The 26346-nt window shown below is 36.0% G+C and carries 20 protein-coding genes and 2 pseudogenes; 17 read left to right on the top strand and 5 right to left on the bottom strand.

Annotated features, from left to right (window positions below; translation table 11 throughout):
* Window positions 1–748: 748 nt before the first annotated feature.
* The 12 genes from aroF (at window position 749) to EKH84_RS06720 (ending at window position 12320) form a co-directional block, all read left to right on the top strand.
* A complete protein-coding gene (gene aroF, locus EKH84_RS06670; RefSeq protein WP_127065688.1) occupies window positions 749–1777 on the top strand; it encodes a 3-deoxy-7-phosphoheptulonate synthase in 1029 nt (342 codons plus the stop codon).
* Entirely contained in the window at window positions 1778–2722 is a 945-nt protein-coding gene (pheA, locus tag EKH84_RS06675) for a prephenate dehydratase (protein WP_127065689.1), read from the top strand.
* Window positions 2723–2819: 97 nt separating this feature from the next.
* Window positions 2820–4580, top strand: coding sequence for an oleate hydratase (locus tag EKH84_RS06680; protein ID WP_190283510.1), 1761 nt, complete (start codon window positions 2820–2822; stop codon window positions 4578–4580).
* 191 nt (window positions 4581–4771) lie between these two features.
* Window positions 4772–5428, top strand: a complete 657-nt coding sequence (locus EKH84_RS06685; RefSeq protein ID WP_127065690.1) for a hypothetical protein — start codon at window positions 4772–4774, stop codon at window positions 5426–5428.
* Window positions 5429–5446: 18 nt separating this feature from the next.
* Window positions 5447–5800 (top strand): hypothetical protein, encoded by a 354-nt coding sequence (locus tag EKH84_RS06690; protein ID WP_207669761.1) that lies wholly within the window; start codon window positions 5447–5449, stop codon window positions 5798–5800.
* A 15-nt stretch (window positions 5801–5815) separates the two neighbouring features.
* Window positions 5816–6058: a hypothetical protein gene (locus EKH84_RS06695; protein WP_013655702.1), complete on the top strand. Its 243-nt coding sequence runs from the start codon at window positions 5816–5818 to the stop codon at window positions 6056–6058.
* A gap of 19 nt (window positions 6059–6077) precedes the next feature.
* A complete protein-coding gene (locus EKH84_RS06700; RefSeq protein ID WP_127065691.1) occupies window positions 6078–9710 on the top strand; it encodes a multicopper oxidase domain-containing protein in 3633 nt (1210 codons plus the stop codon).
* Window positions 9711–9970: 260 nt separating this feature from the next.
* On the top strand, window positions 9971–10729 hold the full coding sequence (locus EKH84_RS06705; RefSeq protein WP_127065692.1) for a pentapeptide repeat-containing protein: 759 nt from the start codon (window positions 9971–9973) through the stop codon (window positions 10727–10729).
* 339 nt (window positions 10730–11068) lie between these two features.
* Entirely contained in the window at window positions 11069–11398 is a 330-nt protein-coding gene (locus EKH84_RS06710; RefSeq protein WP_127065693.1) for a hypothetical protein, read from the top strand.
* A 35-nt stretch (window positions 11399–11433) separates the two neighbouring features.
* Window positions 11434–11697, top strand: coding sequence for a hypothetical protein (locus EKH84_RS06715; RefSeq protein WP_127065694.1), 264 nt, complete (start codon window positions 11434–11436; stop codon window positions 11695–11697).
* 72 nt (window positions 11698–11769) lie between these two features.
* A complete protein-coding gene (locus EKH84_RS21915; protein WP_190283511.1) occupies window positions 11770–11943 on the top strand; it encodes a hypothetical protein in 174 nt (57 codons plus the stop codon).
* Entirely contained in the window at window positions 11943–12320 is a 378-nt protein-coding gene (locus EKH84_RS06720; protein ID WP_190283512.1) for a type II toxin-antitoxin system death-on-curing family toxin, read from the top strand. Before EKH84_RS21915 ends, EKH84_RS06720 begins: the two co-directional genes overlap by 1 nt.
* A 278-nt stretch (window positions 12321–12598) precedes the next feature.
* Here the strand turns inward: EKH84_RS06720 and EKH84_RS06725 are convergent, their stop codons facing one another.
* Window positions 12599–13378, bottom strand: coding sequence for a helix-turn-helix transcriptional regulator (locus EKH84_RS06725; RefSeq protein WP_127065696.1), 780 nt, complete (start codon window positions 13376–13378; stop codon window positions 12599–12601).
* A gap of 150 nt (window positions 13379–13528) precedes the next feature.
* On the opposite strand from EKH84_RS06725, the gene EKH84_RS06730 reads away from it, so the two are divergent.
* The gene (locus tag EKH84_RS06730) at window positions 13529–16228 is read left to right on the top strand and encodes a glycoside hydrolase family 9 protein (protein WP_127065697.1); all 2700 of its coding nucleotides are present in this window, start codon (window positions 13529–13531) and stop codon (window positions 16226–16228) included.
* Window positions 16229–16471: 243 nt separating this feature from the next.
* Here EKH84_RS06730 and EKH84_RS06735 read toward each other — a convergent pair.
* Window positions 16472–16900: pseudogene (locus EKH84_RS06735) on the bottom strand (IS3 family transposase); the annotation flags it as partial.
* A 26-nt stretch (window positions 16901–16926) separates the two neighbouring features.
* On the opposite strand from EKH84_RS06735, the pseudogene tnpA reads away from it, so the two are divergent.
* Window positions 16927–17067 (top strand): annotated as a pseudogene (tnpA, locus tag EKH84_RS22930) (IS66 family insertion sequence element accessory protein TnpA); the annotation flags it as partial.
* A gap of 165 nt (window positions 17068–17232) precedes the next feature.
* Here tnpA and EKH84_RS06740 read toward each other — a convergent pair.
* Together EKH84_RS06740 and EKH84_RS06745 are read right to left on the bottom strand one after the other, a co-directional pair.
* Window positions 17233–17724: a PepSY domain-containing protein gene (locus tag EKH84_RS06740; RefSeq protein ID WP_190283513.1), complete on the bottom strand. Its 492-nt coding sequence runs from the start codon at window positions 17722–17724 to the stop codon at window positions 17233–17235.
* Window positions 17725–17978: 254 nt separating this feature from the next.
* Window positions 17979–20771, bottom strand: a complete 2793-nt coding sequence (locus EKH84_RS06745; RefSeq protein ID WP_190283514.1) for a glycoside hydrolase family 3 protein — start codon at window positions 20769–20771, stop codon at window positions 17979–17981.
* 110 nt (window positions 20772–20881) lie between these two features.
* On the opposite strand from EKH84_RS06745, the gene EKH84_RS06750 reads away from it, so the two are divergent.
* A complete protein-coding gene (locus EKH84_RS06750; RefSeq protein ID WP_127065700.1) occupies window positions 20882–21817 on the top strand; it encodes a helix-turn-helix transcriptional regulator in 936 nt (311 codons plus the stop codon).
* Between the two features lie 137 nt (window positions 21818–21954).
* On the opposite strand, the gene EKH84_RS06755 is transcribed toward EKH84_RS06750, so the two are convergent.
* Window positions 21955–22701, bottom strand: a complete 747-nt coding sequence (locus EKH84_RS06755; RefSeq protein ID WP_127065701.1) for an alpha/beta fold hydrolase — start codon at window positions 22699–22701, stop codon at window positions 21955–21957.
* 225 nt (window positions 22702–22926) lie between these two features.
* On the opposite strand from EKH84_RS06755, the gene EKH84_RS06760 reads away from it, so the two are divergent.
* Both EKH84_RS06760 and EKH84_RS06765 read left to right on the top strand, forming a co-directional pair.
* Window positions 22927–23610, top strand: coding sequence for an ABC transporter ATP-binding protein (locus EKH84_RS06760; RefSeq protein WP_127065702.1), 684 nt, complete (start codon window positions 22927–22929; stop codon window positions 23608–23610).
* A complete protein-coding gene (locus tag EKH84_RS06765; protein WP_190283515.1) occupies window positions 23603–26209 on the top strand; it encodes an ABC transporter permease in 2607 nt (868 codons plus the stop codon). The genes EKH84_RS06760 and EKH84_RS06765 overlap by 8 nt, the downstream gene beginning before the upstream one ends.
* Window positions 26210–26346 lie beyond the last annotated feature (137 nt).

Raw genomic sequence — 26346 nt, forward strand, 5'->3', positions numbered from 1 at the left:
ATTTAAGCAGAGAAGATAGGACATGAGTACGTTTATAAAATGATTTATTTGTGCAAAACATACAAAAATAGTCAGATTATTTGTCAGGTAAGGGCCCTTGATGAAAGGCCTTTCAAAGACCAAATGACAAAGGAAACCTATTAATAGCGAAGTAAGGCTGGCTGTCAAAATTAAAAAAACAACATTGACAAACAAAAATTATCCACTTATAATAAACCTAATTTAAAACTACTAGTAAATACTGAAAATTTGAAAATAAAATTTTGAGGGAAAGGAGATCTATTGATGAGTACTTTAACTAAAAAACTTGCAGCACAATTTAACTTTTACTTTTTTAGCTGGGGCTATTTTTATTTTAGCGCTGGTTATTTTTGCTGCAAACAAAATAAGTTAAAGTCTTCTAGCATATTAGTCTAAGTCAATATATCTTATTTCCGAACTCATAAAAGATATAAAGGCCTTATGTTCCTAGGAGCATAAGGCCTTTATTTTTTACCATAGAAAACTCATTTATTGAAATAAGATGACTTACAACGAAGAAAGGGCCCAGTATTCTAGTAAGTCAAGGATGATTTCAATAATTTGATATAAATAGAGTAGTTTAATTTTAAAGTGAAAGAGTTGCTGTAAGAAATAGGTTCAAAATGTAGATTAAATCATGTAAGCAGAAGTAATAGCCAAAAAATAACAACCGTTAAAAATAAACTTTAAGAAATAGTAAATACTAAAATATGGGAGGTCATTTAATATGATTATTGTAATGAAAAACAACACACCAGAAGAGGAAATTAATAGATTAATGAAAGAATTGACATCTAGTTATGACATAAAAATTCAAAAGATTACAGGAAGCCAATGTACAGTTTTAGGACTCATTGGAGACACATCATCTATTGAAGTCGATGATATTTCAAGAGATAGCCGAGTAGATAAAGCTATGCGTGTGAAACAACCTTATAAGAAAGCCAATAGAGCTTTTCATCCAGATGATAGTATATTTGAAATTGGGGGCAGAAAAATCGGAGGAAAGGACATTGCTATTATTGCAGGACCTTGCTCTGTAGAAAGTGAAGAACAAATTGTGGGGATTGCAGAAGCAGTAAAAGCATCCGGTGCCACTTTCCTTAGAGGAGGGGCTTACAAACCTCGTACTTCTCCATATGCTTTCCAAGGACTTGAAGCAGAAGGCTTAGAGCTTCTTAAAATTGCTAGAGCTAAAACTGGCCTTCCAATTGTTACAGAAATTATGGACCCAGCAACACTTGACCAATTCGTAGAAGATGTAGATATTATCCAAGTAGGCGCAAGAAATATGCAAAACTTCTCACTCCTTAAACAGCTTGGTCAAACTAAAAAACCTATTTTACTTAAAAGAGGTCTTTCAGCTACAATTGAAGAGTGGATTATGTCAGCAGAATACATTATGGCAGGCGGTAATGAGCAAGTTATCTTCTGTGAAAGAGGTATCAGAACCTTTGAAAATTATACACGTAACACTTTAGATTTATCAGCTATTCCAGCTATTAGAAAGCTTAGTCACTTACCTATTATCATTGACCCAAGCCATGCCACAGGTCTTCGTTATATGGTAGAACCAATGTGCGCAGCAGCTATTGCAGCAGGAGCAGATGGCCTAATCATTGAAGTTCATAACAATCCAGAAAAAGCACTTTGTGATGGGCCACAATCTGTAACACCAGAAGGCTTCAGCCACATTATCAGTAAAGTTGCTAAATACGCAGCAGTAGAAGATCGTCATATCAGCGGGGTGAAATAAATGGGAGAAGCAGACTATAAAGGCATTACGGACAGATTAAAATTATCTATTGAAAACTTATATCAGCATAGTGATTATATTTTAAACCAAATAGAAGAGGGTATTAACGAAACTGTTAAACCCTCTCCTAGAGTAGGCTACCAAGGGGTACCAGGTGCTTACGGGGAAGAAGCTACCTATACCTACTTTAAAGGTCAGTGGTCAGAGCTTATCGCCCATGACTCATTTGAAGATGTCTTTGAAGCACTTTTAGAAGGCAGTATTGACTATGGGGTAGTGCCTATAGAGAATTCTAGTGCAGGTGAGGTTTTTGATACATATGATTTAATCAAGGAACATCAGCTTTACATTGTTGGGGAGCAGACCATTAAGATTGAACATAACTTATTAGGGCTAAAGGGAGCAAAGATAGAGGATATTAAAGAGGTTTATTCTCATCCTCAAGGTCTTTCACAAACTAAAGCTTTCTTAAAAGAACATCCCAAAATGAAACAAATACCTTATATCAATACGGCTACAGCGTGTCAACATGTAGCAGAGCTTAAAGATGCTAGTAAAGCTGCTATTGCTAGTAAACGTGCTGCAAGCCTTTATGGTCTGGATATTCTAAAATCGAATATCCATTTTAATAAAAATAATTTTACTCGCTTTATTATATTAGCTAGAAAAATGCATATTACAGATGAGTGTGATAAAATCAGTATTGTTTTTAACACAGCTCATACGAGTGGATCACTTTATAATATTCTAGGTCATTTCGCGTACAATGGATTAAATCTCCTAAAGATTCAATCTAGACCACTACTTGAAAAGAAATGGGAGTATTATTTCTTTGCAGACTTAGAAGGTAATCTACAAGATGTTAATGTGCTTATAGCGCTGAGTAAGATTAAAGACGAGTGTCCTTATTTTAAAATATTAGGGAATTATAAGCAAAGCGAGTAAGAAAGTAAATAATATTGAATAATAATAGCCTCTTTGGTCTAAGTTATAAAGGAAGTCATTTTGACAATATTTAACGAGAACCGAAGGGGTTGTTTTTATGAAAAGAAGAAGAAAAAAAGCATCACCCACGCCTATAGTAGCAGCTAGCGTTGTTATAGGTGCAGCAGCAGGAGCTATTGCTATGTTAAGTGGCAAGAAGTTAAAAGAGCAAAAAGAGGAAAAGTCACAAAGAGAAAGCTGGGAGGCAGCCACCAGAGCAGCTCATGGTCTAAGGCATCAGAAGGGACATGTGTACTTTGTTGGTGGAGGCTTAGGGTCTCTAGCTGGAGCAGCATACTTGATTAGAGATTGCCAATTTAAAGGCGAAAACATCCATATTATTGAAGGTTTAAAAGTATTAGGTGGTAGCAATGACGGTGCAGGTGAAGCCGTATATGGCTTTGTATGTCGTGGAGGTCGTATGCTTAATGAAGAAACCTATGAGAATTTTTGGGAGTTATTTTCTAGTATTCCTTCCTTAGATATGCCAGGTATGAGTGTGACAGAAGAAATCTTAAATTTTGACCATTTACATCCTACTCATGCTCAAGCACGTTTAGTAGACAAGAGGGGCGTTATTCAAGATGTAAAAAGCATGGGGTTTAATAAGGCCGACAGGCTAGCTCTTGCAAAACTTATGGCTACGCCAGAAAGTAAACTTGATGATATGACTATTGAACAATGGTTTGCAGATACCCCACATTTCTTTACTACTAACTTTTGGTATATGTGGCAAACTACCTTTGCTTTTCAAAAGTGGTCTAGCTTGTTTGAATTTAAACGTTATATGGATCGTATGATTTTCGAATTCTCTAGAATTGAAACTTTAGAAGGGGTTACACGTACACCTTATAATCAATATGAGTCTGTTATCCTACCGCTAAAAGCCTATTTAGATGCTTTCAATGTAGACTTTAGCATTAATGCTACTGTGACAGATATAGAGTTTAAACAAGGGCCCGGTATTACAGTTTCAGCGCTTCATATAGAAGATAAGGAAGGCGAAAAGATTATTAATTTAAAGGAAGAAGATGTTTGTATAATGACCAATGGGTGTATGACAGATTGTGCAACCTTGGGAGATTTTAATACGCCAGCACCTTATGAACCCAAGCATCCCATTTCAGGAGAATTGTGGAAGAAAGTTGCTAGAAAGAGGCCTAATCTAGGAAATCCAACACCTTTTTTTGGACATCCTAGTGAAACTAATTGGGAAAGCTTTACGGTTACCTGCCGTGGTAATAAGCTTCTTAAAATGATAGAAAAATTCTCAGGGAATATCCCAGGTAGTGGAGCACTCATGACCTTTAAGGATTCTAGCTGGCTTATGAGTATTGTTGTTGCTGCCCAGCCTCATTTTAAGAAGCAGCCTATGGATGTCACCATCTTTTGGGGCTATGGCCTTTATACAGACCGCATTGGTGATTATGTGAAAAAGCCTATGAGAGATTGCAGCGGTGAAGAGATTTTAACTGAGCTCCTTCATCATCTTCATATGGAAGAAGAGTTGGAAGAGGTAATGGAGACAGTCATCAATGTCATTCCATGTATGATGCCTTATATTGTTGCACAGTTCCAACCACGTAAAATGAAGGATAGACCAAAGGTAGTACCAGAAGGCTCTACTAATTTTGCCATGATTAGCCAGTTTGTTGAGATCCCGGAAGACATGGTATTTACTGAAGAGTATTCAGTAAGAGCCGCTAGAATAGCTGTTTATACCTTGTTTGGTGTGAAGGATAAGAAAGTCTGCCCTGTTACACCTTATAATAAAGATCCTAAAGTTTTAGCTAAGGCTATAAAAACAGCTTATCGTTAAAAATATAATATTTTATTTAAAGGAACTATTGCAGCTGCAGCATAGTTCCTTTGTCTTATTATGTAGAAATTTATTAAATAAATAGAACCAAATAGCATATCGAACATACTATGATAGCAGAAACAAGCGTGACGAGTTAGTAGAGATAGTAATGAGAAAGAAAACTTTAAAGTGAGAAAGGGGGAGCTTATATGTCTAAAAAGAAAAGATGTAAAAAAGAAGATACAGACTGTAAAGAAATGTGCCATACGTGTGAAATGGAGCGATGTGGAACAGGGGATACAGGCTGTAAAGGGCCCGCTATGTGCCATATGTTTAGTAGCATGTGCAATGGTGTATTTGCACCAGTATGTGCACCTGAGGTATGTAATGTGCCTAGGATACCTCATCATGAGGTATTAGTGGATGGGCAGGGTATTTTATTAGACACCCAGAGTCAGAAGGAAATTTGCTTTACTATTTTTGTGGAACGTGAAATGCAAGTTTATAAGGGAGAGCTTGAATTGCAAGATATAGGTAAGGAGATTAAAGTGAGAGCAGATGTTCTTAAATTCTTTGAAAGTAACGGTAAAACGCATATGCTCGCTATATTCCATGAGGAAGCTAGTACTAGGGATATTGTCATTACAGTATATCAAGAAGAACAAAGTGAACAAGAAAAAGAAAAAGAAAAAGAACAAGGGCATCAAGTAGAGCAAGGAAATCAAAGACATCCAGGACATGAGGAACGATCAACTCAGATTTTCATCTATAGTACATCTGTGCAGGCAGGAGCTACTAACTTAGGTGGAGCGCTAATAGCTGGAGACATTAAATTATATATAGATCATAATGTGCATGAGCATTAGAAAATGGGGGGATAGAATATGGGAAAGAGTAGTTGTAATCATAAGGATAAATGTAGAGAGAAATGCCATTCAAGTGATCAAGAAAGCTTATTTGCAAGGCGTGACCTAGCGCAAGATTTAGAGGCCTTTATGGGAGAATCACTGCTAGTTGTCTTAGATGATAATCAACTCAATATACTTAATCAAGTATTTAGGCCTATCTTTTGCGGCGATGTGGTAGAAGTAACGGATGAGTATGTGGTACTTGAAAATGTAAATATTAAGATGAGTAATGCACCTGAATTTATTTTTCCAACACCGCTCATCATTCCACTGATTAACATTGTATGGTTTACACCATTTGATCCTTCAATTAGATTTTCACTTTTTTAGTAGGGAGGGAAAGTAATGAATCTAACATTAGTAGAGAGAATAAGTCTTAGCGTAGGAAATAGAGTACTTGTTATGACAGGCGCTTTTCCATTTTTTGTAGTAGGTAGACTCATAAAAGTAGAACCTGACACCATACATGTCATAAGTGAATTTGGCGTACCGGGTCCATTAAAGAATCAAGAGTTTGCTATCCAATTAGAACACATTGCAACATTTTATGCTGAAGAAAGTGAGGGAGAAATTCCTGTTGTGTGGTAAATAGGAAGGGGAGATAATAATGGTTAGACATTTTTGTGTATCAGCCATTCAAGTTCCTATTGTCTACAATAAATACGGAGATGTGGATCCGAATGGCCTCATGTACGTGCTAGATAAAAACAAAAAAAAGATTAAAAAAAGGATAAAAAAATGTCCAGGAACATATGTGGATCTCGTACAGCCTTTAGTCATACGTGCACACCAGGGCGATGTTGTTGAAATTACCTTTAAGAACGAACTTTGCTTTTCTGCTTCTATGAATGTCAAAGGCCTACCTTATGAGGTACAGAATTCAGATGGTGCGTTTGTAGGAGACAATGAAAGTTCATTAGCAGCGCCAGGAAAAACCATTTATTATAGATGGTATGCCCAGGCGCAAGGAGCGTTTCATTTTAGTGATTTAGGAAATGCACTAAGTTCAGAAATAGGGAGTAATATACATGGCTTATTTGGTGCCATAGTTGTAGAAGCACCAGGTAGTACATGGACAGATCCTCAGAGCGGATGTCCACTAGAAAGTGGTGTGTTTGCAGATATTCACCATCCTTTCAGGCCAGATTTTAGAGAATTTGTAACGATTTTTCATGATGAAGCAGCTGTTAAAAACAGGTTTGGTGAAACACCTATAGATCCTATGACCGGTTTTCCAGAAATGACGCATTCTATTAACTACCGTGCAGAACCTATGCGTAATAAAATGCAGCTCATTATGGAAAAAGTAGTATGTCCTTACTGTGAAGGGGAAGAAGTACACCATGATTCATGGGTATTCGGAGATCCACCCCCTACTATACTTCCTAGATGCTATAAAGCAGACCCTGTAAGATGGTATGCCATTCATGGTGGCGTAAAGGAAACCCATATTTTCCATTTACATTTGCAACAGTGGTTATCTGAACCAGAAGTACAAGAATCTTTCTTAAATGATTCACGTGCCTTTGGACCAGGAGAGACCATTGCCTTTGATATTTTATATGGAGCAGGTAGTTTGCAAAAGGCCTATGGAGATGTTGTTTATCACTGCCATTTATATCCTCACTTTGCTGAGGGCATGTGGGGCATTCAACGTATCCATGATGTACTTGAAGAGGGAAATCGTTGTTATCCTGATGGCACACCCGTTACAAGGCTCATGCCACTTCCAGATAGACCCTGTCCACCCAAACCTACAGAAAAGCACCCAGGTTTTCCATTCTTTATTCCAGGCAAAGTAGGATGTAGAAGTCCAGTACCACCTAAAGGCTATGATCGAGATTTTCCAATAACAGAGTTAGAGAAAGATGCATTAGTAGGTAACGCTGAACTAGGTGCGTTATTTGTAAATCCTTGTCCAGAAGATGCCCCTGTACGTCGCTATGATATAGTAGGAATTCAGCAAAATCTTGTTTATAACGAAGCCGATTGGCATGACCCAGAAGGAAGATTTTATGTACTCAAAAAAGATGAAGAAGCTATTAGAAATGGAACTAAAAAACCTGAACCGCTCTTCATTAGGGCTAAGGCAGGAGAATGTATAGAGATTCATTTTACGAATAAGTTTCCAGAGAAACTAGGACCTAATGCATTTCAAATTCAAATTAATACCTTATTTGCTTCTACTCACGTACACTTTGTAAAATTCGATGTACTTTCATCTGATGGCGCTAATACAGGTTGGAATTACTTTACAGGAACTGCTCATGAACAAACAGTTGTTTATAGATGGTATGCCGATGTAGAGCTAAAAGTATGTTTCTTCCATGATCACCTTTTTGCAAATTCTGTACAGCTACATGGCTTATTTGGTGGACTGATAGTAGAGTCAGAAGGATCTAAGTTCTTAGATACTCACACAGGAAAACGTATGACAGCAGGTACGCAGGCTATCATACAGAATCCATTTATTCCAGATTTCAGGGAATTCTGTTTAGCAGTTCATGACTGGGCACCAGTTTATGATGGAAAAGGTAAGGCACTAAATCCACCAGATGAGCCTGGCATCATGGATGATATGGGGGTAATAGCTTTTAATTATACCAATGCACCATTTGATATAAGAGGTGGTGAACCAGCCCACGTATTTAGTTCTTATGTGCATGGAGATCCTTGGACACCACTATTTGAAGGTTATGCAGGGGATCCTGTAAGAGTAAGGCTCATTGATGGAGCTCATGAAGAATCTCATGCTATTAACTTTAACAGGTATGAATGGCATAGAGATAGAACAGATGTAGACTCAACTATTGTAGCAGAGCAGCATATAGGGATTTCAGAAACCTTTACCTTTGAATTTTCATTAGAGAGCTTAAGTGGCAGAGAAGACTTTGATGTTTTGTATTATTCTAGTGGTATGGATGATCTTTGGTTAGGAACATGGGGAATCACTAGGGTAAGGGGAACCTCGATACCTACTTTATATCCGCTAAAAGATAGACCACTACTTCATAGACGAAAAGAGCCTATGCCATATCAGACATGCTGCCCACCACCTAAAGCGACTTCACCGGGTAATCCATTCCCCTGTGGAACTAAAGTAAATCACTTCAATGTAGCTGCGGTGCAAAAGCCTATCATCTATAATCAATTTTGTGATAATGACCCATATGGCATGATATTTGTATTACTAGAAGATGTAGAGAAGGTATTATGTGGAGAGAAGAATCCAGAGCCGCTTATACTCACTATTAATGCAGGAGAAGGCATAGAATTAACTTTAGTGAATCTTATGCCGAAGGAGCTAGATGTACCACAGTTCCCAGAGGTACCTGTACAGAAATGTTGGCCATATAGTTCAAGAGTCTCTATGAATACCCAAGGTGCAGAATATGATGTGCTTGGTTCTGATGGTGCAACAATAGGATTTAATCCAGATCAGACTATAGGAGTAGGAGAATCTATTACCTATAGATGGTATTATCCAGAAACAGCCACACAAGCTATAGTTGTAGACTTTGGTGATTCAATGAATCATAGAAAACATGGTTTATTTGGAGCACTTAGCTTTGCAGAGGTGGGTTCTAAGTCTTACGATCCATTTACTGGATGTGAAAAGGATAAGGGAGATCAACTGGTTATTAGGAATCCATTTCTACCTGATTATAGGCAATTTGTACTGCTGGCTCATAATGGTATTTATCTAGAAGATAAGAAAGGTGACTTACTCCCTAAATTCTTCTTTAATCCAGAGATTGCAGTAGATGATGAAGATCTTGATACAGAAGATCAAGGTATGAAGGGATATAACCTAAGAAGTGAGCCCTTCTATAATAGACTGTTACAAGATCCTGTAATAGGTAATGTATTTACTTCAGATGAGCCGGATTTATCGGATATTTCAACCCCTGTATTTTATGCAAATCCAGGTGATCCTATTACCATTAAATTACTCATGCCAGCTGAAAAACCAAGAGCAACCACATTTTATGTGCATGGTCATGCGGAGCATTCAGAGAGTACCAATATGAATTCACCTATTATAGGAGTAGATGGAGCTATTACAATCGGTGATAACTATAGGAAAGACCTAATAGGAGGAGCTACAGCTGGAGTATATCAAACAGGAGACTATATGTATCAATCTGCTAACATTACTTGGGATATAGAATCTGGTATGTGGGGGATTATGCATGTGGTTGAAGAAGGCGAAGAGGGATTAATGCCATTAGAGCAATGAGGGTTGTTAAAGAGACTGGATGAGTAATAGAGTAAGCTATACGATGCTTAAATAGATCTTGAGATAGGAATAATAGAGAGTGGCTATAACCTAAAAAGTGTTATAGCCACTTTGCCTTGTGAGATATTTAAGGATTACGTAGTATTCCCTTTGCCAATAGACCTCAATTAACAAAGCTAAGTATGAGATTGATTAGATATGTTATAATAGAAAACAGATAGGTAAAGTTTAAGGCTTTTTATCATATTGGAGGGAAAATAATGACTAACGAAAACAAGACTAATAAGCAAAATGTTAATAAATCAAATAACAGAGGTAATCAAGGTGGTAACTTTAAAAATAAGCAAACAGGTGGGAAGAAACCACCAATGAAGAAAAAAGCTGAGCCTGGCATTAACTACAAAAATGCTGAGAAAACAAATAAGAATTTTATGTATCAGGATTTAAGAAGAAGCCATTGTTATGATTGCGACTTCTCAGGTTCTAATTTTGATTTTACTAGCTTTAGAGGAGCCCACTTTAAATCTTGTAATTTCTATGGCGCTTCTTTTAAAGCAGCAGAGTTTGTAGGGAGTAATTTAAAGAAAAGCCGTTTTAAAAGAGCGAGATTTGAGGATGTGGTATTTGAAGGAGCTAATTTAGATGGTGTAGACTTCTCTGATGCGGTCTTTAAAAATGTTATTTTTGTAGGGACAGATGTGACTAAAGCCAAGAACTTAAATACCATTAGCGTTAATATTAAGATTTATGAAGAAGCACCAACTATAGAAATAAGTGAACCTTTAAAAGAAGCAGTAGCACTAGCTATGGAGAATAAATATGTAAAAGCTTCTAGAGTATTAGATACCAAAGAGGGTGAAATCAATACCATTAGTATGATGAGACTTTTAGAACAATTTGAAGAAACAACTTTAATTAAAGGTTTGACACTAATGAAAGGCAAAATCGACAATGATTTTTGCACTTTAAGTTATCTCATAAAATTCCTTGCAAAGCATGAAGCAGAAGGGTTGATTTAGAGATAAAAGGCATAGAATAGGATTTTCTAAACCGTGTGTCATAAGAATTCATTCTATCAGGTACAATTATATGAGACTCGTAAGTTTTTGACTATCAATAGCTTACGAGTTTTTCTGTTTGTAAGAAAATAATAAGCATTTTTAAGTAATACCAGGTAGTTTCAATTAGTCGTCGTCGTTACGACATCGCAAAGGATGATTAGAATGTCCATCTATGAGTTGACAAGTATATAATAAATAGTAAGAAATATTGACTTTAGAAGTATATTTTATAAATTAATATTACTAGTAAAATTAATCATGTTAGAATAAAAGAAAGAGATGGATAGGTGGGATTAAATGTTCTTTGAATTACAACCACTCAGAATTCAAGCTGGATGGAAAATTACTTATAATAACTTTACAGAATATGATATCTCAATACACGGTGAAGAATATTCCTATGAATTGAATGAAGACTTGTTACAGCTTATAAGTGATAAAGCTAACATAATTATTGACTTAGGATGGTATGTAAATGGAGAAAATGGCGGGAATTATATCATACAAGTGGTAAAGGAGTATGATTGGGAGAATCCAGTGGAGAAAGTGGTGACTTGGTCAAAGGTTGAAATAATAGCTTGTATAGAGAAGTGGACCTGCTATGAATTCTATACTAAATTTGTGTAGAAGGCTAAGAATAGGGAAATGAAAGGAATGAAAATATGGATAAGAGATTGAAAGATTTTTTTGAGTCTGAAATGTATGATGAGATGTATGAAGAAATAAAAAAATTCTTACTATCTTGCCATATAAGGGAAGGAAAATTTGAGGGGAATGAAATTTTGTTAAACAAGTTAAATAGAGATACGGTTATTGTCTATCAGCAATATGAGTTAAAAGATGGGAGCTATGATTATTCAAGAGATGCTATTGTATGTCATATTCCAGTGCTTATCAAGCAACTTGAGGAGTGGAAAAGCTTATAAATGAATAGTTAACAAGAATGTTGTTCATATTGTATAATAAAGATAAATAATAAAATAAGAGGAGGAAGAGGCATGACACTTGCTCAAAAGTTAGTAAATGAATTTGAAGCACTAACAGACAATCAGAAAATGGAAGTAATAGATTTTGTAGAGTTTTTAAAACAAAAAAATGAGAAAATGATAGGAAATCTTATGGATGAAGTTATATTTGAAAATGAAGAAGCACTAAAGGAGCTTGCTAAATAGTGAAGGATATAGGATTTGAACAATTAGTAGTGTTCCATAAAAAGATAGTAGCAAGAACAGGTGGAAGTAGTGGAGTTAGAGATGCAGGACTTCTAAAAAGTGCTTTAGGTAGAGGGAATATGACATTCGGGGGAGAAGAACTATATACACCAGATGAAAGCAAGATAGCAGTCATAACATATAGCCTTATCTGTAATCATGGATTTGTAGATGGAAATAAGCGTATCGGTGTAGCTGTAATGAACTTACTTTGCAAGATGAATGGCATTATTTTAGCTTATACACAACAAGAACTTATAGAATTAGGGTTAGCTGTGGCTAGTGGAGATAAAAATGAAGAAGAAATATTTGAGTGGATTATAAGTCACAAGAAATAGAGGGGATAAAAGTGCCATGTATTGCAGAGTTTGGGATTATAGATCATTTAGAAGAATATGATAAACATGAGTATATTCAGCAGTTTTCCTAAACCGTGCATTACAAGTTCTTATCGTATGAGATAGAGTAAATAAAATCCTACAATACTTGGTTTCAAAGTATTGTAGGATTTTTTAGTATTCATTAATTGATCAATACAGATTCAATAGCAAGTGTTTTAGAAAGATTATTGGCTAGTGCCATTTAAGACAACCCGTTTTGATTTGTAATAAGTATACTAAGTATGGAGCTTGCGATATTCACTAGGCGTATAAGTTGTAACCGATTTAAACTGCCTCATAAAGTGGACATCATTTTCATAACCACAATTTTCAGCAATAGATTTAATCGGTATATCAATGAGGGTGAGATAGTGCTTGGCATATTCGATACGTGCGTTAATAATATCCTTTAAGCAGGAAATATTAAACTGTTTTTTATACAGCTTTTGAAAATAGTAGGGGCTTAGATTAATCTCGTGAGCAAGGCCTTCCACTGTCCATTTTTCATAAGGACGACTATAGATTTTGCTTCTAAGAAGGACGAGCTGATTAATATGTAAAGATGTTAGAGGCTCATAGTAAGTCTGATAAGCTTCTGAAATCTTAATGAAAAACAATGAGAGATAGTGATCTAGGCTCTGATTATAAAAATAGGGCTTTGTATAATACTCGCAGGTCATATGCTTGATTAGTAAAGAAAAGAAAGGTGAATGATGGAGTGAAATAGGAGTCTCAAAAGGAATTTGCAAAGACTCAAAGAAATCAGTTTCATCATCCTCTAGGGTAAAGTGAAACCAATCATTAGAAAAAGGCTCCATATAAGCTTTGTAATACTGAGGCGTACCTTGTTGATATAAGAAAAAGGTATTTGGTGATAGAACGACAGGTTGGTTATTTAAAAGAAAGAGACCATGACTTCTAAGAAGCAGAGCTAAGTAGTCTCCAGAACCATGAGGACGTTGAATCTCAAAATCCATATCATGAGTATGATTGTGCCCAATGTACGTAATTTTCATCATAAAACCTCCTTAAACAACATGATTTATCAGTTAAATACCATGATACATCATTTTAAAAATTATTTTTAATTGTTAGAATAAGATGAACTATATGTATACATATAATGCAAGTGGAAGTAATGAACTCAATGAAAAGGAGAGGATATGATGAGAAAGGCGTTCACCTTATTTTTATCAGCATGTATGTTTTTTTGTACTGTAAGTAGTAGTACCTCTATGCTATGGGCACAGACCACACAGTCTAGCACCTCGAATTTAATCAAAGATGGTAACTTTGAAAGTGGTATAGGGATTTGGGGATATTTCACTACTCTAGGAGGCAAGGGAACTCTAGGAGTAAATCAAGGACAGCTTGAAGCAAACATTCAAGATTGTGGAACAGAGTCCTATAGTATGCAGGTTAATTACGATGACTTTAAATTATATAAAAATGGAAAGTATGTTTTAAAATTTGATATTAGTTCAAGCGTTAATCGACAAGTAGATTATAGGATTCAGCTTAATAGCGGGGATTATCGTGGGTATGTAGATGATAGAATAAGCACTACTCCTGTCATGCAGACCATTACCAAAACATTCACCATGCTAGATGAAACAGACAAAATGCCTAGGCTTGCTTTTAACCTTGGAAATGTAGATGGAGCTGTTGCTAGCCATCAGGTTAGAATCGACAATGTAGAGCTTTACCTTATAGATGACAGCAATGTAGTTTATGACGAAGAAGACAAACCAGTTGAAGAGAAAAAGGTGGTTTTAAACCAAATAGGTTATAAACCAGAAGAAACCAAAACGGTTGTCTTTAGAGGGGCTATTGAGGACACTAAGTTTAGTGTGGTGTCAGTAGATACCGGTACTACTGTTTATGAAAGCAATATATCAAATAGTCGCTATGATGCTGCAACACAAGAAAATACATGCTCAGGAGATTTTTCATCAGTAAAAACACCTGGTACTTATAAGATTGTAACAACTCATGCTGGAGAATCTTATAGTTTTAAAATCGGTGAGGATGTTTATCAAAATGTCTTTAAAGATGCTTTCAAGATGTTTTATATGCAACGATGTGGACAAGAACTTACAAGTACCCTTGCAGGGAAATGGTCACATCCTACTTGCCATACAACCCAAGCTAAGATTTATGGTACTAATGAAACCATTGATGTTTCAGGTGGTTGGCATGATGCCGGAGATTATGGACGTTATGTAGTGGCAACCTCCAAAGCTGTAGCTGATTTACTACTTGCTTATGGGGATAACAAAGCAGCATTTACTGATCAAATGGGGATTTCAGAAAGTGGAAATGGTGTTTCAGATTTACTCGATGAAGTGAAAAACCAGTTAGACTGGATGTTTAAAATGCAAAATCAAACAAATGGAGGTGTTTATCATAAGGTAACTTGTGCCAGTTTCCCAGGATATGTGATGCCACAAGAAGAAACGGAACAGCTAATCGTATGTCCTATATCTACAACAGCTACAGCTGATTTTGCAGCTGTTATGGCTATGGGTTATGAGACTTATAAAGACAGTGATTTAGCTTATGCTAATAAATGCCTTGCAGCAGCTAAGAAAGCATGGAGTTATTTAGAACAAGCACCAAGCAGTAACTTTAAAAACCCATCTGATATTGAAACAGGTGAATATGGTGACACAAGTGACAGAGATGAGAGATACTGGGCAGCTGCACAGCTCTTTAAAGCAACAGGAGAAGCTAAATATCATGAGGCATTTAAAAATTACGTCAATCAAAAAGTGGAAATAGGCTTTGATTGGGGCGGTGTTGGTAACTACGGTAACACCGCTTACTTAAAAGCAGCTTCTACAGATACAGCAACATATAATAAAGTAAAAGCGAGTATAGTCAGCCAAGCTAACGATATTGTAACAGCAGCTAAAAATGACAGTTATGGCGTTTCAAATGGCGTGAATTATTATTGGGGAAGTAATATGTCTACTTTAAATAATGCGCTTACTTTGATTACAGCTTACAGCGTAGAAGCAAATGCAGACTATCTCAAATGGGCTAAAGAGCACCTTAACTACTGTTTAGGTAAAAATGCTATAGGTTTATGCTATGTAACAGGTTATGGAGCAACTTCTCCTAAGAACCCACACCATAGACCTTCTATTGTACAAAAAGCAGCTATTCCAGGAATGCTTGTGGGTGGACCTAATGCCAGTTTAGAAGATACCTATGCAAAAGCTTATTTAAAAGGGATGGCACCAGCTAAATGCTACTTAGACCATATCGAAAGTTACTCTACCAATGAGGTGGACATCTATTGGAATTCACCACTTGTAGCAACGCTTACTAGACTGGATTTAGTAGGAAAGGTTGATCAAGGTCAAAACCCTGGAGAAGGTGAAAACCCAGGTGGTGGTGAAAATCCAGGAGGTGGCGAAAACCCAGGTGGAGGTAGCAATCCTGGAGAGGAAACACCAAATACAATAGTAGATCTAAAAGTTGTAACAACAGCAGGAAGTTCTATTAATCAAACATATACGTTAATACCTAAAACGACTCAAGCTGTAGATTTATCTAAGCTTAGCATTAAATACTATTATACAAAAAATGATACTAAGACCATGAATTTTTGGTGTGATAATGCAGCAGCGCAATTAACCGTATCACCTTGGTATGTTGCTTTTAATGGTGTAACGGGAACCTTTGGTAGTGACACCAATGGTAATTACTTAGAAGTCAAACTCAATCAAAACTATGTGCTACAACCTAATACAGGAAGTATTCAATTACAGGTTCGCTATGCCAATAATGATTGGAGTGAGATTACTAACTTTGCTGAAAAGAAAATTGTTCTCGTATATGATGGGCAAGTGTATCATTGATAAGAGTAGCTACTTCTTTCGTGGAAGATTAGAAAATTTGCGTTTACCTAAACTGAGTATACTAAATAGAGATAAAAATAGGTGGGAGATATAAGGACTCTTAAGTTATTTAAGAGAAGAAGATGTATATCATATTACGACGTCATATAGTCGTTAAAGGGCGATTGATATTTTAATTAATTGATGAAAAAAGGCTATATCCATTGCTAATGAACTGAACCCCAAATATTGGACGGTTTATATTTAGGCAATTCTATGGGACTGAATTCGGTATTGCACTGGACTCAGTCCTTTTAGTTTGCACTTAATTCTTCTATTATTGTAATACTCTATGTAATTTTCTATTTCATTAATCACATGTTCTACTGAATTGAATTCATGATTATAGAACATCTCTGTTTTTAGTAATCCAAAGAAATTCTCCATTACTGAATTATCCAAGCAGTTCCCTTTTCTAGACATGCTTTGAATAATCCCCTTTTCTTTGAGACGGGATTGATACTGTTTCATTTGATACTGCCAATCTTGATCTGAATGGAGAATAAGATCTGTACCATTAGAGATTTTTACAAAAGCCTTGTCCAACATATCCAGAGTTTGACTAAATGTTGAGTGAAGAGAAATGTTATAGCTAATGATTTTACCATTAAACATGTCTAAAATATATGACAATGATATCAAAGTAAGAGCAATGGCGTAAGCGTATTGATGAGCGTACAAGTAGCGAACTTAGTATTCAAGAGTGGTGTAAGGCAAATGCCGTTTCACCTGATCAGTATCACTATTGGAAGAGAAAGTTTGTAAGCGTAAAATATCCCTGTGACTACTTAGCTACTTAGGTCCAGGGATATTTTACGCTTACGAAAGAAGAAAAGACATAGTGGCTTGATATGCTTCCTTTTAAGTAGATTTTAGGTATTTACCTTGGCTACTTAAGGAGAAGCATATTACATAAGTCTTACTAGGTCTTTATGCTATTTAAAAGTTTAAAGAAGGGGTTTCTGTTAATCGCGCAATTCTTTTTTTATAGAAATGCCACTGCCTGTTCGTGCATCTAGTTTTAAGTCATATTCATAGCGTTTAAGAGATAATTCAATTTCATAAATCCCTCTGCCACCTTCATAATCTAGTTCAATGTTGTCAACTGTTGCACCAGGGACTTTTTTTAGTGCAATATTCTTAGCTTGTTCCATGGAGATAAACTTGGTGCTTTGGGAAGAGGCGTAATCATCTCTTAATTCTTTGGTAATAGAGATACCACTACCTGTTTGGGCATTTAGCTTTAACTCATATTCGTATTGATTAAGGATAATATCAATATCGTAAATGGCTTTATTTCTTTCATAATCCAAATCAATACTTGTGACTGTGCCTCCAGGTACTTTCTTAAGTGCAATAGCTCTAGCGTCATTGATAGAAATATGAGATGCGGCAATAGCGGAAGTAGCACTTAATGTAGTTAGTAAAATGCTCATAACTAAAAATTTTTTTCTCATTATAAGGTCTCCTTTTGTAGTCATACAAAGTAATAAATTCTTGATAATAAGAGTAGTATGAGCAGCTAATAAAAATCAATACGTTTTACTTTAAAAAGGTTTATGGGTTGAAGTTAGTTGCTTATAGTCATATTAACAAAATAAAGTAGAGAAAGAGAGCAAAACATATGATTGGATGAATAGAGGCTATATCCATTGGTAGGAAAAAGATATAGCCTTTATTGATTGAGAGAGATAAGAAGTAGTCAAATAAATTAGCTATTTCGGGAAACTAATTGGAATGTGACTGAACCGATTTGAAGACCTGGTTTAATGAAGTTTGCGGTAAGTTGATAATTGCCACATTCAAGTTCTACTGTAACAAGTTTTTGAGTAATCCATTTACCAGATGTACCATTGGTTTGGATGGTAGCAATTAATTCGTTATTTAAGTACACATTAGAAGCGGTTTGCGCTAAGGAACTTTCAGGTGACATCATATGAACAATAAGATCATAGGCACCAGCAGTAGAAACTTGAATACAGGGAGGACTAACTGGGTCAAAAGCTACTTCAGGGTTTTCGGCTAAACTATGTGGTTCTATTGAAGTAGGTTCAGAGGAAGCTTTAATAAAACGAAGTTTTGGTTTATTAGCAGTCATTCTAGAAAATGCAGTCGTTTCCATTAAAAAATTACATATATTCATGGCACAACGCTGTAATTCACCAATTTGTAATGTGCCACTATTTAAAGCTTCAATCGTATGATCACCGTAGATATTGTTTTCGGCACCGTAATTACCTACTACCATATATAAGTCATTTTGTGAGCGTACCATAAAATGAGTATTTTGAATTGTTGCTTCTCCGCCCTCTACCACATCATTCATTTTTGCCCACCAGTCTGTCATAACAATACCTTTAAATCCCCATTCTTCACGAAGGATAGTAGTATTCAAATCATAATTAGAGGCTGTCCAGTGTCCATTTAGTGGGTTATAAGCTGTCATAATGGCTTTTGCACCACCCTCTTTAACGGCAAGCTCAAAACTTTTTAAATAAATTTCTCTTAGGGCACGTTCTGAAACGATTGCATCTACCACTGAACGTTCTTTTTCTTGATTATTACAAGCAAAGTGCTTAAGGGTAGCATAACCACCACCAAGTTCAAGACCTTGTGTTATAGCAGTAGCAAAAATACCACTAATCAGAGGATCTTCAGAAAAATATTCAAAGTTACGGCCATTTAAAGGATAACGCTTGATATTAAGTCCCGGTCCAAGTAAGAGGTCAATCTGGTTGCGTAACAATTCTTTACCTTCTAGTTCATAAAGGGACTTAACAAGTTTGGTATCCCAGGTTGCTGCAAGAAGTGTGCCAATAGGAACTTGGGTGGCATGATGGCCACTTTCCATACGAATACCAGAAGGGCCATCAGCTGTGCAAGCGGCAGGGATACCATAAGCTACTAAGCTATCGGATACACCACCAAAGGCAGAAGCTGTACCAGGGGTTACAAGAGGGCTACTCATCCCTTCCCCTCTAACAAGTGTAGCTAGCTCGTATTCTGTAAGCTGAGCGATAAAGGTCGCCATGGGAATTTTCTTTTCATAAACATCTTTTAAGGTATAGCCCTTATTCCCTGTTATAGGTAATGATTCAGGGAGATTCTCTTGAATACGATCTGAGAGAGAAATGCTTTGTGTAGGGACATTTTCATAAGTAAGTTCATAAGTACCATCAGCATTTCTTGCACCAGGTTTTATTCTTGTAAAAGCTTCTGTTGGTGCTAAAGCCTCTGTAAGCTGAGAAGTGACTTCAAGTGAAGCTTGGTGATAACTAGCTTTGCCATCGATATGAAGCTTTGTGACATTTTTTACACTGTTTCCAATATAGAATATATATTCACCTGGTTCAAGTACATAAGCAGATTTATAACCAGTAATACCGCTATCATCATAGGAAGCCATTTGGTTAATAGGAAAGCTTATATGAAGTATTTGAGAGGTACCTGGTGCCAGTAAATCTGTTTTTTCAAAGGCAATCAAAGCTTTAGCAGGTTTGCCTAATTTTCCTTGAGGTGCACTATAGTAGACCTGGACAACTTCTTTGCCAGCAAAATGAGTACCTATATTTTTAACGAGCACTTCAAGCTGGATATGCTTTTCATTGTTCTTTGTAATAACAGAAGCTTCGCTAGGAGTAATCTCAAATTGTGTATAAGATAGACCATATCCAAATTCATATTGGACTTTCTCAGGACAAAATGTTTCAAAGTAGCGATAGCCCACATAGATATCTTCTTGATAGAAGTTTCTGATGGGATCACCGTAGTTTGAAGCAGAAGGGTAGTCCTCAAGAAAGTAAGCTATTGTATCTGTAAGCTTACCACTAGGTGTTACCGTACCAACTAGTAAATCTGCTACTGCACTGGCGCCCTCCATACCACCTTGCCAAACATAGAGAACGCCTTGGATAGGATGACGGTGACTAGGGTCATTTATCCAATTCATATCAATGATATTGGCTACATTTAGAATAACAACAACTTGCTCAAAATGTTTTGTTACAAGTTGAAGCATGTTTTTCTCTTCGTCTGTCAGCTGATAACTACCTGGTTCATTGGTATTATCCTTATCTTCACCAGCAGTACGTCCAATAACAACGATTGCTTTGTTTGATTTGCCTCCTGCCTCTTTTACAATGTGATCTGAGAGGGGCATTTCTTTTTGGTGATAAGGTTCACAGGCCCAACGTCCACCGCCATTATCAAAAGGATTTTGGGAGACCCAAGTTTCATAAATAGTAGCTAAATCTTCATTTATTGTAATCGCTTCATGGGTTCTACAAGCGCCTAAAAGATTAGTGCTATAAAGCACATTGACGCTACCACCGGATCCGGTGCCACTTCTATAATAGTTGATTTGAGTTCTTCCAAAGATGGATACCCTGTCAGTTGGTTTTATAGGAAGAATTTGTTCTTGATTTTTTATTAATACAGCACCGTTAGCGGCAACTATTTTGGAAAATTCAGCAAATCCTTCTAAAGGAATACCTATTTTATGCATATTTATCTTACCTCCCAAAATTTGATGATAAAATAAGTATAAATGATTGATAAAATAGATGATATAATATTTTTATAAAAAAATAGAAATATTTTGTCGTGGAGGGTGATATGCATTATCTAGAACAAAAAAAGGAAATTATTGATGGAATATCTTATAATTATCTCTGTCATATTCACAATGTAGAGGCAGAGGGAAACGTTTTTCCAGCACACTATCATAGTTATATCGAGATTTTATATGGTATATCAGGTATATACAAAGTGCTTTTAAATGGAGAAGCCCATTTATTCAAGCAAGGAGATTTGGTGATTATTAATTCAAAAGAAGTGCATCAAATTGATTCACATTCTTGTGAAGGAGGAAAGTATATTGTCCTTAGATTTGAACCAGAAGTCATTTATAATACAATGTTTCAAGATCATTTGCAGCTAAAATATGTCTTACCATTTATTCTAGAAAACGGGAAACATCAAAAGGTCATTGACAAGTCTGAGATTGAAAATACATTTATTCCAAAGCTTCTTTATGAAATGTTGGATGAATTTGAAATGAGGAGTTATGGGTATGAACTAGCCATAAAAAATCATATAGGAAGAATATTTTTATGGCTACTAAGATATTTTCATAAGCAAGGAATAGATATTGTGATTGATGTAGATGTAAATAGAGAAACGATGAAAAGATTGCAGCCTGCTTTTGATTATGTACTACATCATTACGACGAAGAAATTAAAGCCGCAGAGTTAGCCAACCTTTGTAATATGAGCTATAGTTATTTTTCTAGAACGTTTAATGAATATCTGGGAATGAATTTAAGTGAGTATATTAATCGAATAAGAATTACAGAAGCAGAAAAATTACTTATATCCACAACACTGAATATTACAGAGGTTGCTCATACAGTGGGATTTAGTACAACGAGTTATTTTATCAAGTTATTTCAGCTATATAAAAATACATCTCCTAAGCAGTTTAGAAAAGGTTATAAGATAGCAAAAAGTAATAATGATTATCCCCAACAATTAAAATACAATCATAGTTAAATCTATAAATCTAATAGCGGACTGTCAATTAATAAGTTGACAGTCCGCTATTGTAGTAGTTGGGTATAAAAAGAATGACATCTCCTAAGGGTTTAGCCACTATTTTGGGAAGTGCTAGACTAGCTACCTTTTCTATGTTAATGGAAAAATTCGAGGATAGCCTCCACAGTAAGTCGTTTTTGCTCTTCACTAGTGATTGTAGCATGACCATCACCTGCTTGCTCGCCATACTCACCATAATAGGCATGGTTACCACCTTCAAGGCAAAGCTCAGTAAAGTCATTAGGAAGAAAAGCTTTGCCTTCTTCATAGTTTGCTTTATTTAAGACTTTATCTTCACTGCCGTAGATAGAAAGGACTTTAAGAGGAAGCTGAGATAAATCTTGGGTGCTATATGCGCCTAATAAAATGAGGCCATCTAAAGCTTCGCTATGTTTGCTAGCATAGCTTGCTGCCATAGCACCACCTAGTGAGTGACCACCTAAGTACCAATGCTTGATTTCAGGAAAGTCTGCCATAATAGGTGTGGCCGCGTCTTGATCAAAAACAGCTAGATTAAAAGGCATCTTAGGAATAATACAAATGTAGCCAGCTTCTGCCAGTTTGCTCAGCATAGGGGCATAAGCTGTATATTCTACTTTGCCACCAGGATAAAAAATAAGGGCTGTGTCTAGTGCATTTTCTTTTGGAGCCAGAACAAGATAATCCTTTTCATAGGTTAAGCTAATAGTTTGATTATCTTCTAAGAACCTCATAGCTAATGATTCTGTATGATAGTAGTTATTAACATAAATAAAAAAGGCAAGGATAAGACCAGCTAGTATAACACCTACAGTGGTCAGGATAAGACATAGTTTCTTTTTACTATTAGAGTAATGCTTCATATTACCCACTTCCTCTCAAAATAATCATATTTTTACTTTTATGTCGCTATGAATGATTATAACACAAAGTAAGAGGAAGAGAAAAAGTCCTTTATATGATTAAGTCATCATGATATAAAGTAGGAATAGACAATCTTTCAATACTGTTAGATTTGTTTTAGGAGTGGAAAGATTATGGACATATGTTAGAGCTATAATAGAGTTATAAGCTAAGGGGGGAATAAGATGCAGATATTAATGACTGAAAATCTAAAAAAGTACTATGGACAGGGGGATACAGCTGTACATGCTTTGGATGGAATAGATTTTACGGTGGAAAAAGGAGAATTTGTTTCTATTGTAGGCACTTCAGGAAGTGGAAAGTCTACGCTTTTGCATATGTTAGGAGGGCTTGATCAGCCTACTTCCGGAACCGTAATAGTAGATGGTAAGGACTTATCTAAACTTAAAGAAGAGGAGCTAACTATTTTTAGAAGGCGCAAAATCGGCTTTGTATTTCAAAGTTATAATCTTGTACCAGTACTTAATGTTTATGAAAATATTGTTTTGCCAATTGAACTAGATGGCAATAAACCGGATAAAGCCTATATAGATAAAATTATACATACCTTGGGCTTGGAAAAGAAACTCATGAGTTTACCGAGTCAGCTCTCAGGAGGGCAGCAGCAAAGAGTAGCTATCGCCAGGGCTATAGCAGCTAAGCCAGCCATTATTTTAGCGGATGAGCCAACAGGAAATTTAGATAGCCGTACGTCTCAAGATGTTTTAGGCATGCTTAAGATTACCAGTGATCAATTTGGACAAACCTTAGTGATGATTACCCATAATGAAGAAATTGCTCAGCTAGCTGACCGTATTGTGCGTATTGAAGATGGTTTACTGGTTAAGGCAGGTGAGGCTCATGTTTAAGGTGCAAAATACCAAGGCTATTCGTAATCTTGCAAAAAAGAACTATGAGAGTAATAAAAAACGTAACCGAACAGCTATTATTGCCATCACTCTAACGACTATTTTATTTACCACTTTATTTACTTTAGGTGCAGGTATTATCAAAAGTATGGAATATAACAATATGCGTATGGCGGGAGGGGCTGCCCATGCTTCTTTAAAGTATTTAAGCGAAGAGGAGTATCAGAAGTTAACAAAACACCCTTTGATTGATAAGGTCGGTAAATGTATTTATGTAGGAACAGTAGCAGATGAAACTTTAGTTAAAAGGCCTGTTGAGATTGATTACTATGATAAGGTGTGTGCCCAGCTAGGGTTTATCGAATTAAAGAAAGGCACTTTTCCGCGAGATAAAAATCACATTGTATTAGATGATCTAACCCTCCAAAGGCTGGGTATAACACCTAAGGTAGGGGAAAAGGTTAGTTTAGACATAGATTTTAATGACCGAATTGAAACGGTAGATTTTATTTTAAGTGGTTGGTATGAAGGCGAGCCTGCCTTTACCGTTGGAATAGGACTTGTTTCAGAAAGCTTTGTCAAAGCGTACTTACCGGGGAGAGGACAAGCTTATAAAAAAGACTTTGATATCAATGGTTCTATTAGAGCAGATCTTTACTTTAACAATAGCAAGGATATCGAAGGTAATGTGCAGAAGGTGATTACAGATAGTGGCTATGCTATAGAAGAAAATGCTGATAATGGTATTCATTATGGTGTGAATTGGTCTTATATGAGCGCTTCCTTAGATAATAACATTGGAAGCATTGTGGCAGTTGTTTTAGGCATAGTGCTTATTATGCTAACAGGCTATTTAATTATATATAATATTTTTCAAATCTCAGTTATCAAAGAAATACGTTTTTATGGTTTATTAAAAACTATAGGAACTACAGGAAGACAAATTAAAAGTATTATTAAACAAGAAGCCCTTAAAATGTGTTTATGGGGAATTCCTATGGGGCTTATACTAGGCTTTGGATTGGGCGCGCTTTTTCTGCCGCTTTTAACAGCTCATATGAATGGAGGAAAAAGTAGTTTAAACTTTAGTCCTATGATTTTTATAGGTTCAGCTCTATTTGCTATGGCCACAGTACTCCTGAGTTGTAATAAGCCTGCCAAAGCTGCAGCTAAGATAACACCGGTAGAAGCCGTTAAATTTAGCGGCGTAGACCAAGGCTATACCAAAAAACAGAAAAGAACCAATGGGTCTAAGCTTTATCAAATGGCTTTTGCTAACTTAGGTAGAAATAGAAAGCGAACCGTTATAGCTGTGATTTCCATGTCACTTAGCTTAGTGCTGATGAATGCTGTATTTTGTTTAGCCAATAGCTTTGATATGAATAAATTCGTAAGCAAGTTTATAGATTGTGATTTTCAAGTGGCTCATGCTAGCTACTTTAGTAATGATTATCTTCAGGAGCAAAAAGAGGTAGATGGGGAATTAGTAGCAATGCTTGAAGCGCAACCAGCTTTTGCAGGAGGTGGAGGCGTTTATACACCTATGGGAGTAGATATTAGGGCTGAATATGAAGGGGAAGTTACTTATTATGGACAGCAGATGCATTTTGATAAAACGCAAGGTATTTATACAGGAATTTATGCAATGGATGATTTTAACCTTGAAAACTTGGATATCGTTAAAGGTGAATTAGATTTAGAAAAGTTCAAGTCAGGAAATTACTTGCTACTAGGGCTAATGGATGATGACTATGGCAATATTGTTTATGATGAAGCCCTTTATGATATAGGAGATAAGGTAAAGCTTAAGGTACTTGAAGAGACAATAACAGATCCTAATGTTAGTTACTTTGATGAAGCTGGGGTAGCTTATGACAAAGAGGGGAAAGTTATAAAGCAGCCAACAACTGAAGTTTACGGAAGAGAAAAGGAATATGAAATCATGGGTTTCTATCGCATGACTTATACCAATACTAGTAGAACCTATGGAGATTTAGTAACCTTTGCTATGCCAGTAGAAGAGCTTAAAACCTATACACCACAAATAAGCCGAATGACTTATTTATGCGAAAGCATAGATGGGGAAGAGTCACAAATAGAATTATTCCTTAAAAATTACACAGAAGCGGTCAATCAGACCATGAGTTATTGTTCAAGAGAAAGCTATAAACAGGAATTTTTTGAATTTAGAAATGTATTAGTGCTTGTAGGAGGAGCGTTGTGTTTAATTATTGGTTTGATTGGCTTACTTAACTTTGTCAATGCCATGAGTACGAGTATTATTGCAAGACAAAAAGAATTTGCCATGTTAAAAAGCATAGGCATGACCAAAAAGCAATTGCTCAGCATGCTTACCTTTGAAGGCATTTACTATGCAGTATACACTTCCATAGTTTCTATAGTCATTACTTTACTGGTGTCCTATACAGTCTTAAAAAGCTTAACCAAGGCTATGTGGTTTCTAAGTTTTGAACTTACTTTAGCACCCCTATTAATAGCATGTACCTTATTAGTCATTCTAACAGCCATTATACCTCGTTGGTCTTATCACACCAATCACAAGAAGTCCATTGTCGAAGAACTAAAAGATGGTGAGTAAGTACATAACAGGCTCTAAGAGAAAGTGTTACAAAGCTCCTATTAATGTTATATAATTAAGAAAATAGGGGAGGGCAATTGAGGATACCTAGCCCTTCTCATTTTCTCGTAATATTTAATATTGCACTATAGACTAAA

Source organism: Cellulosilyticum sp. WCF-2 (assembly GCF_003990395.1).
Lineage (GTDB): Bacteria > Bacillota > Clostridia > Lachnospirales > Cellulosilyticaceae > Cellulosilyticum > Cellulosilyticum lentocellum.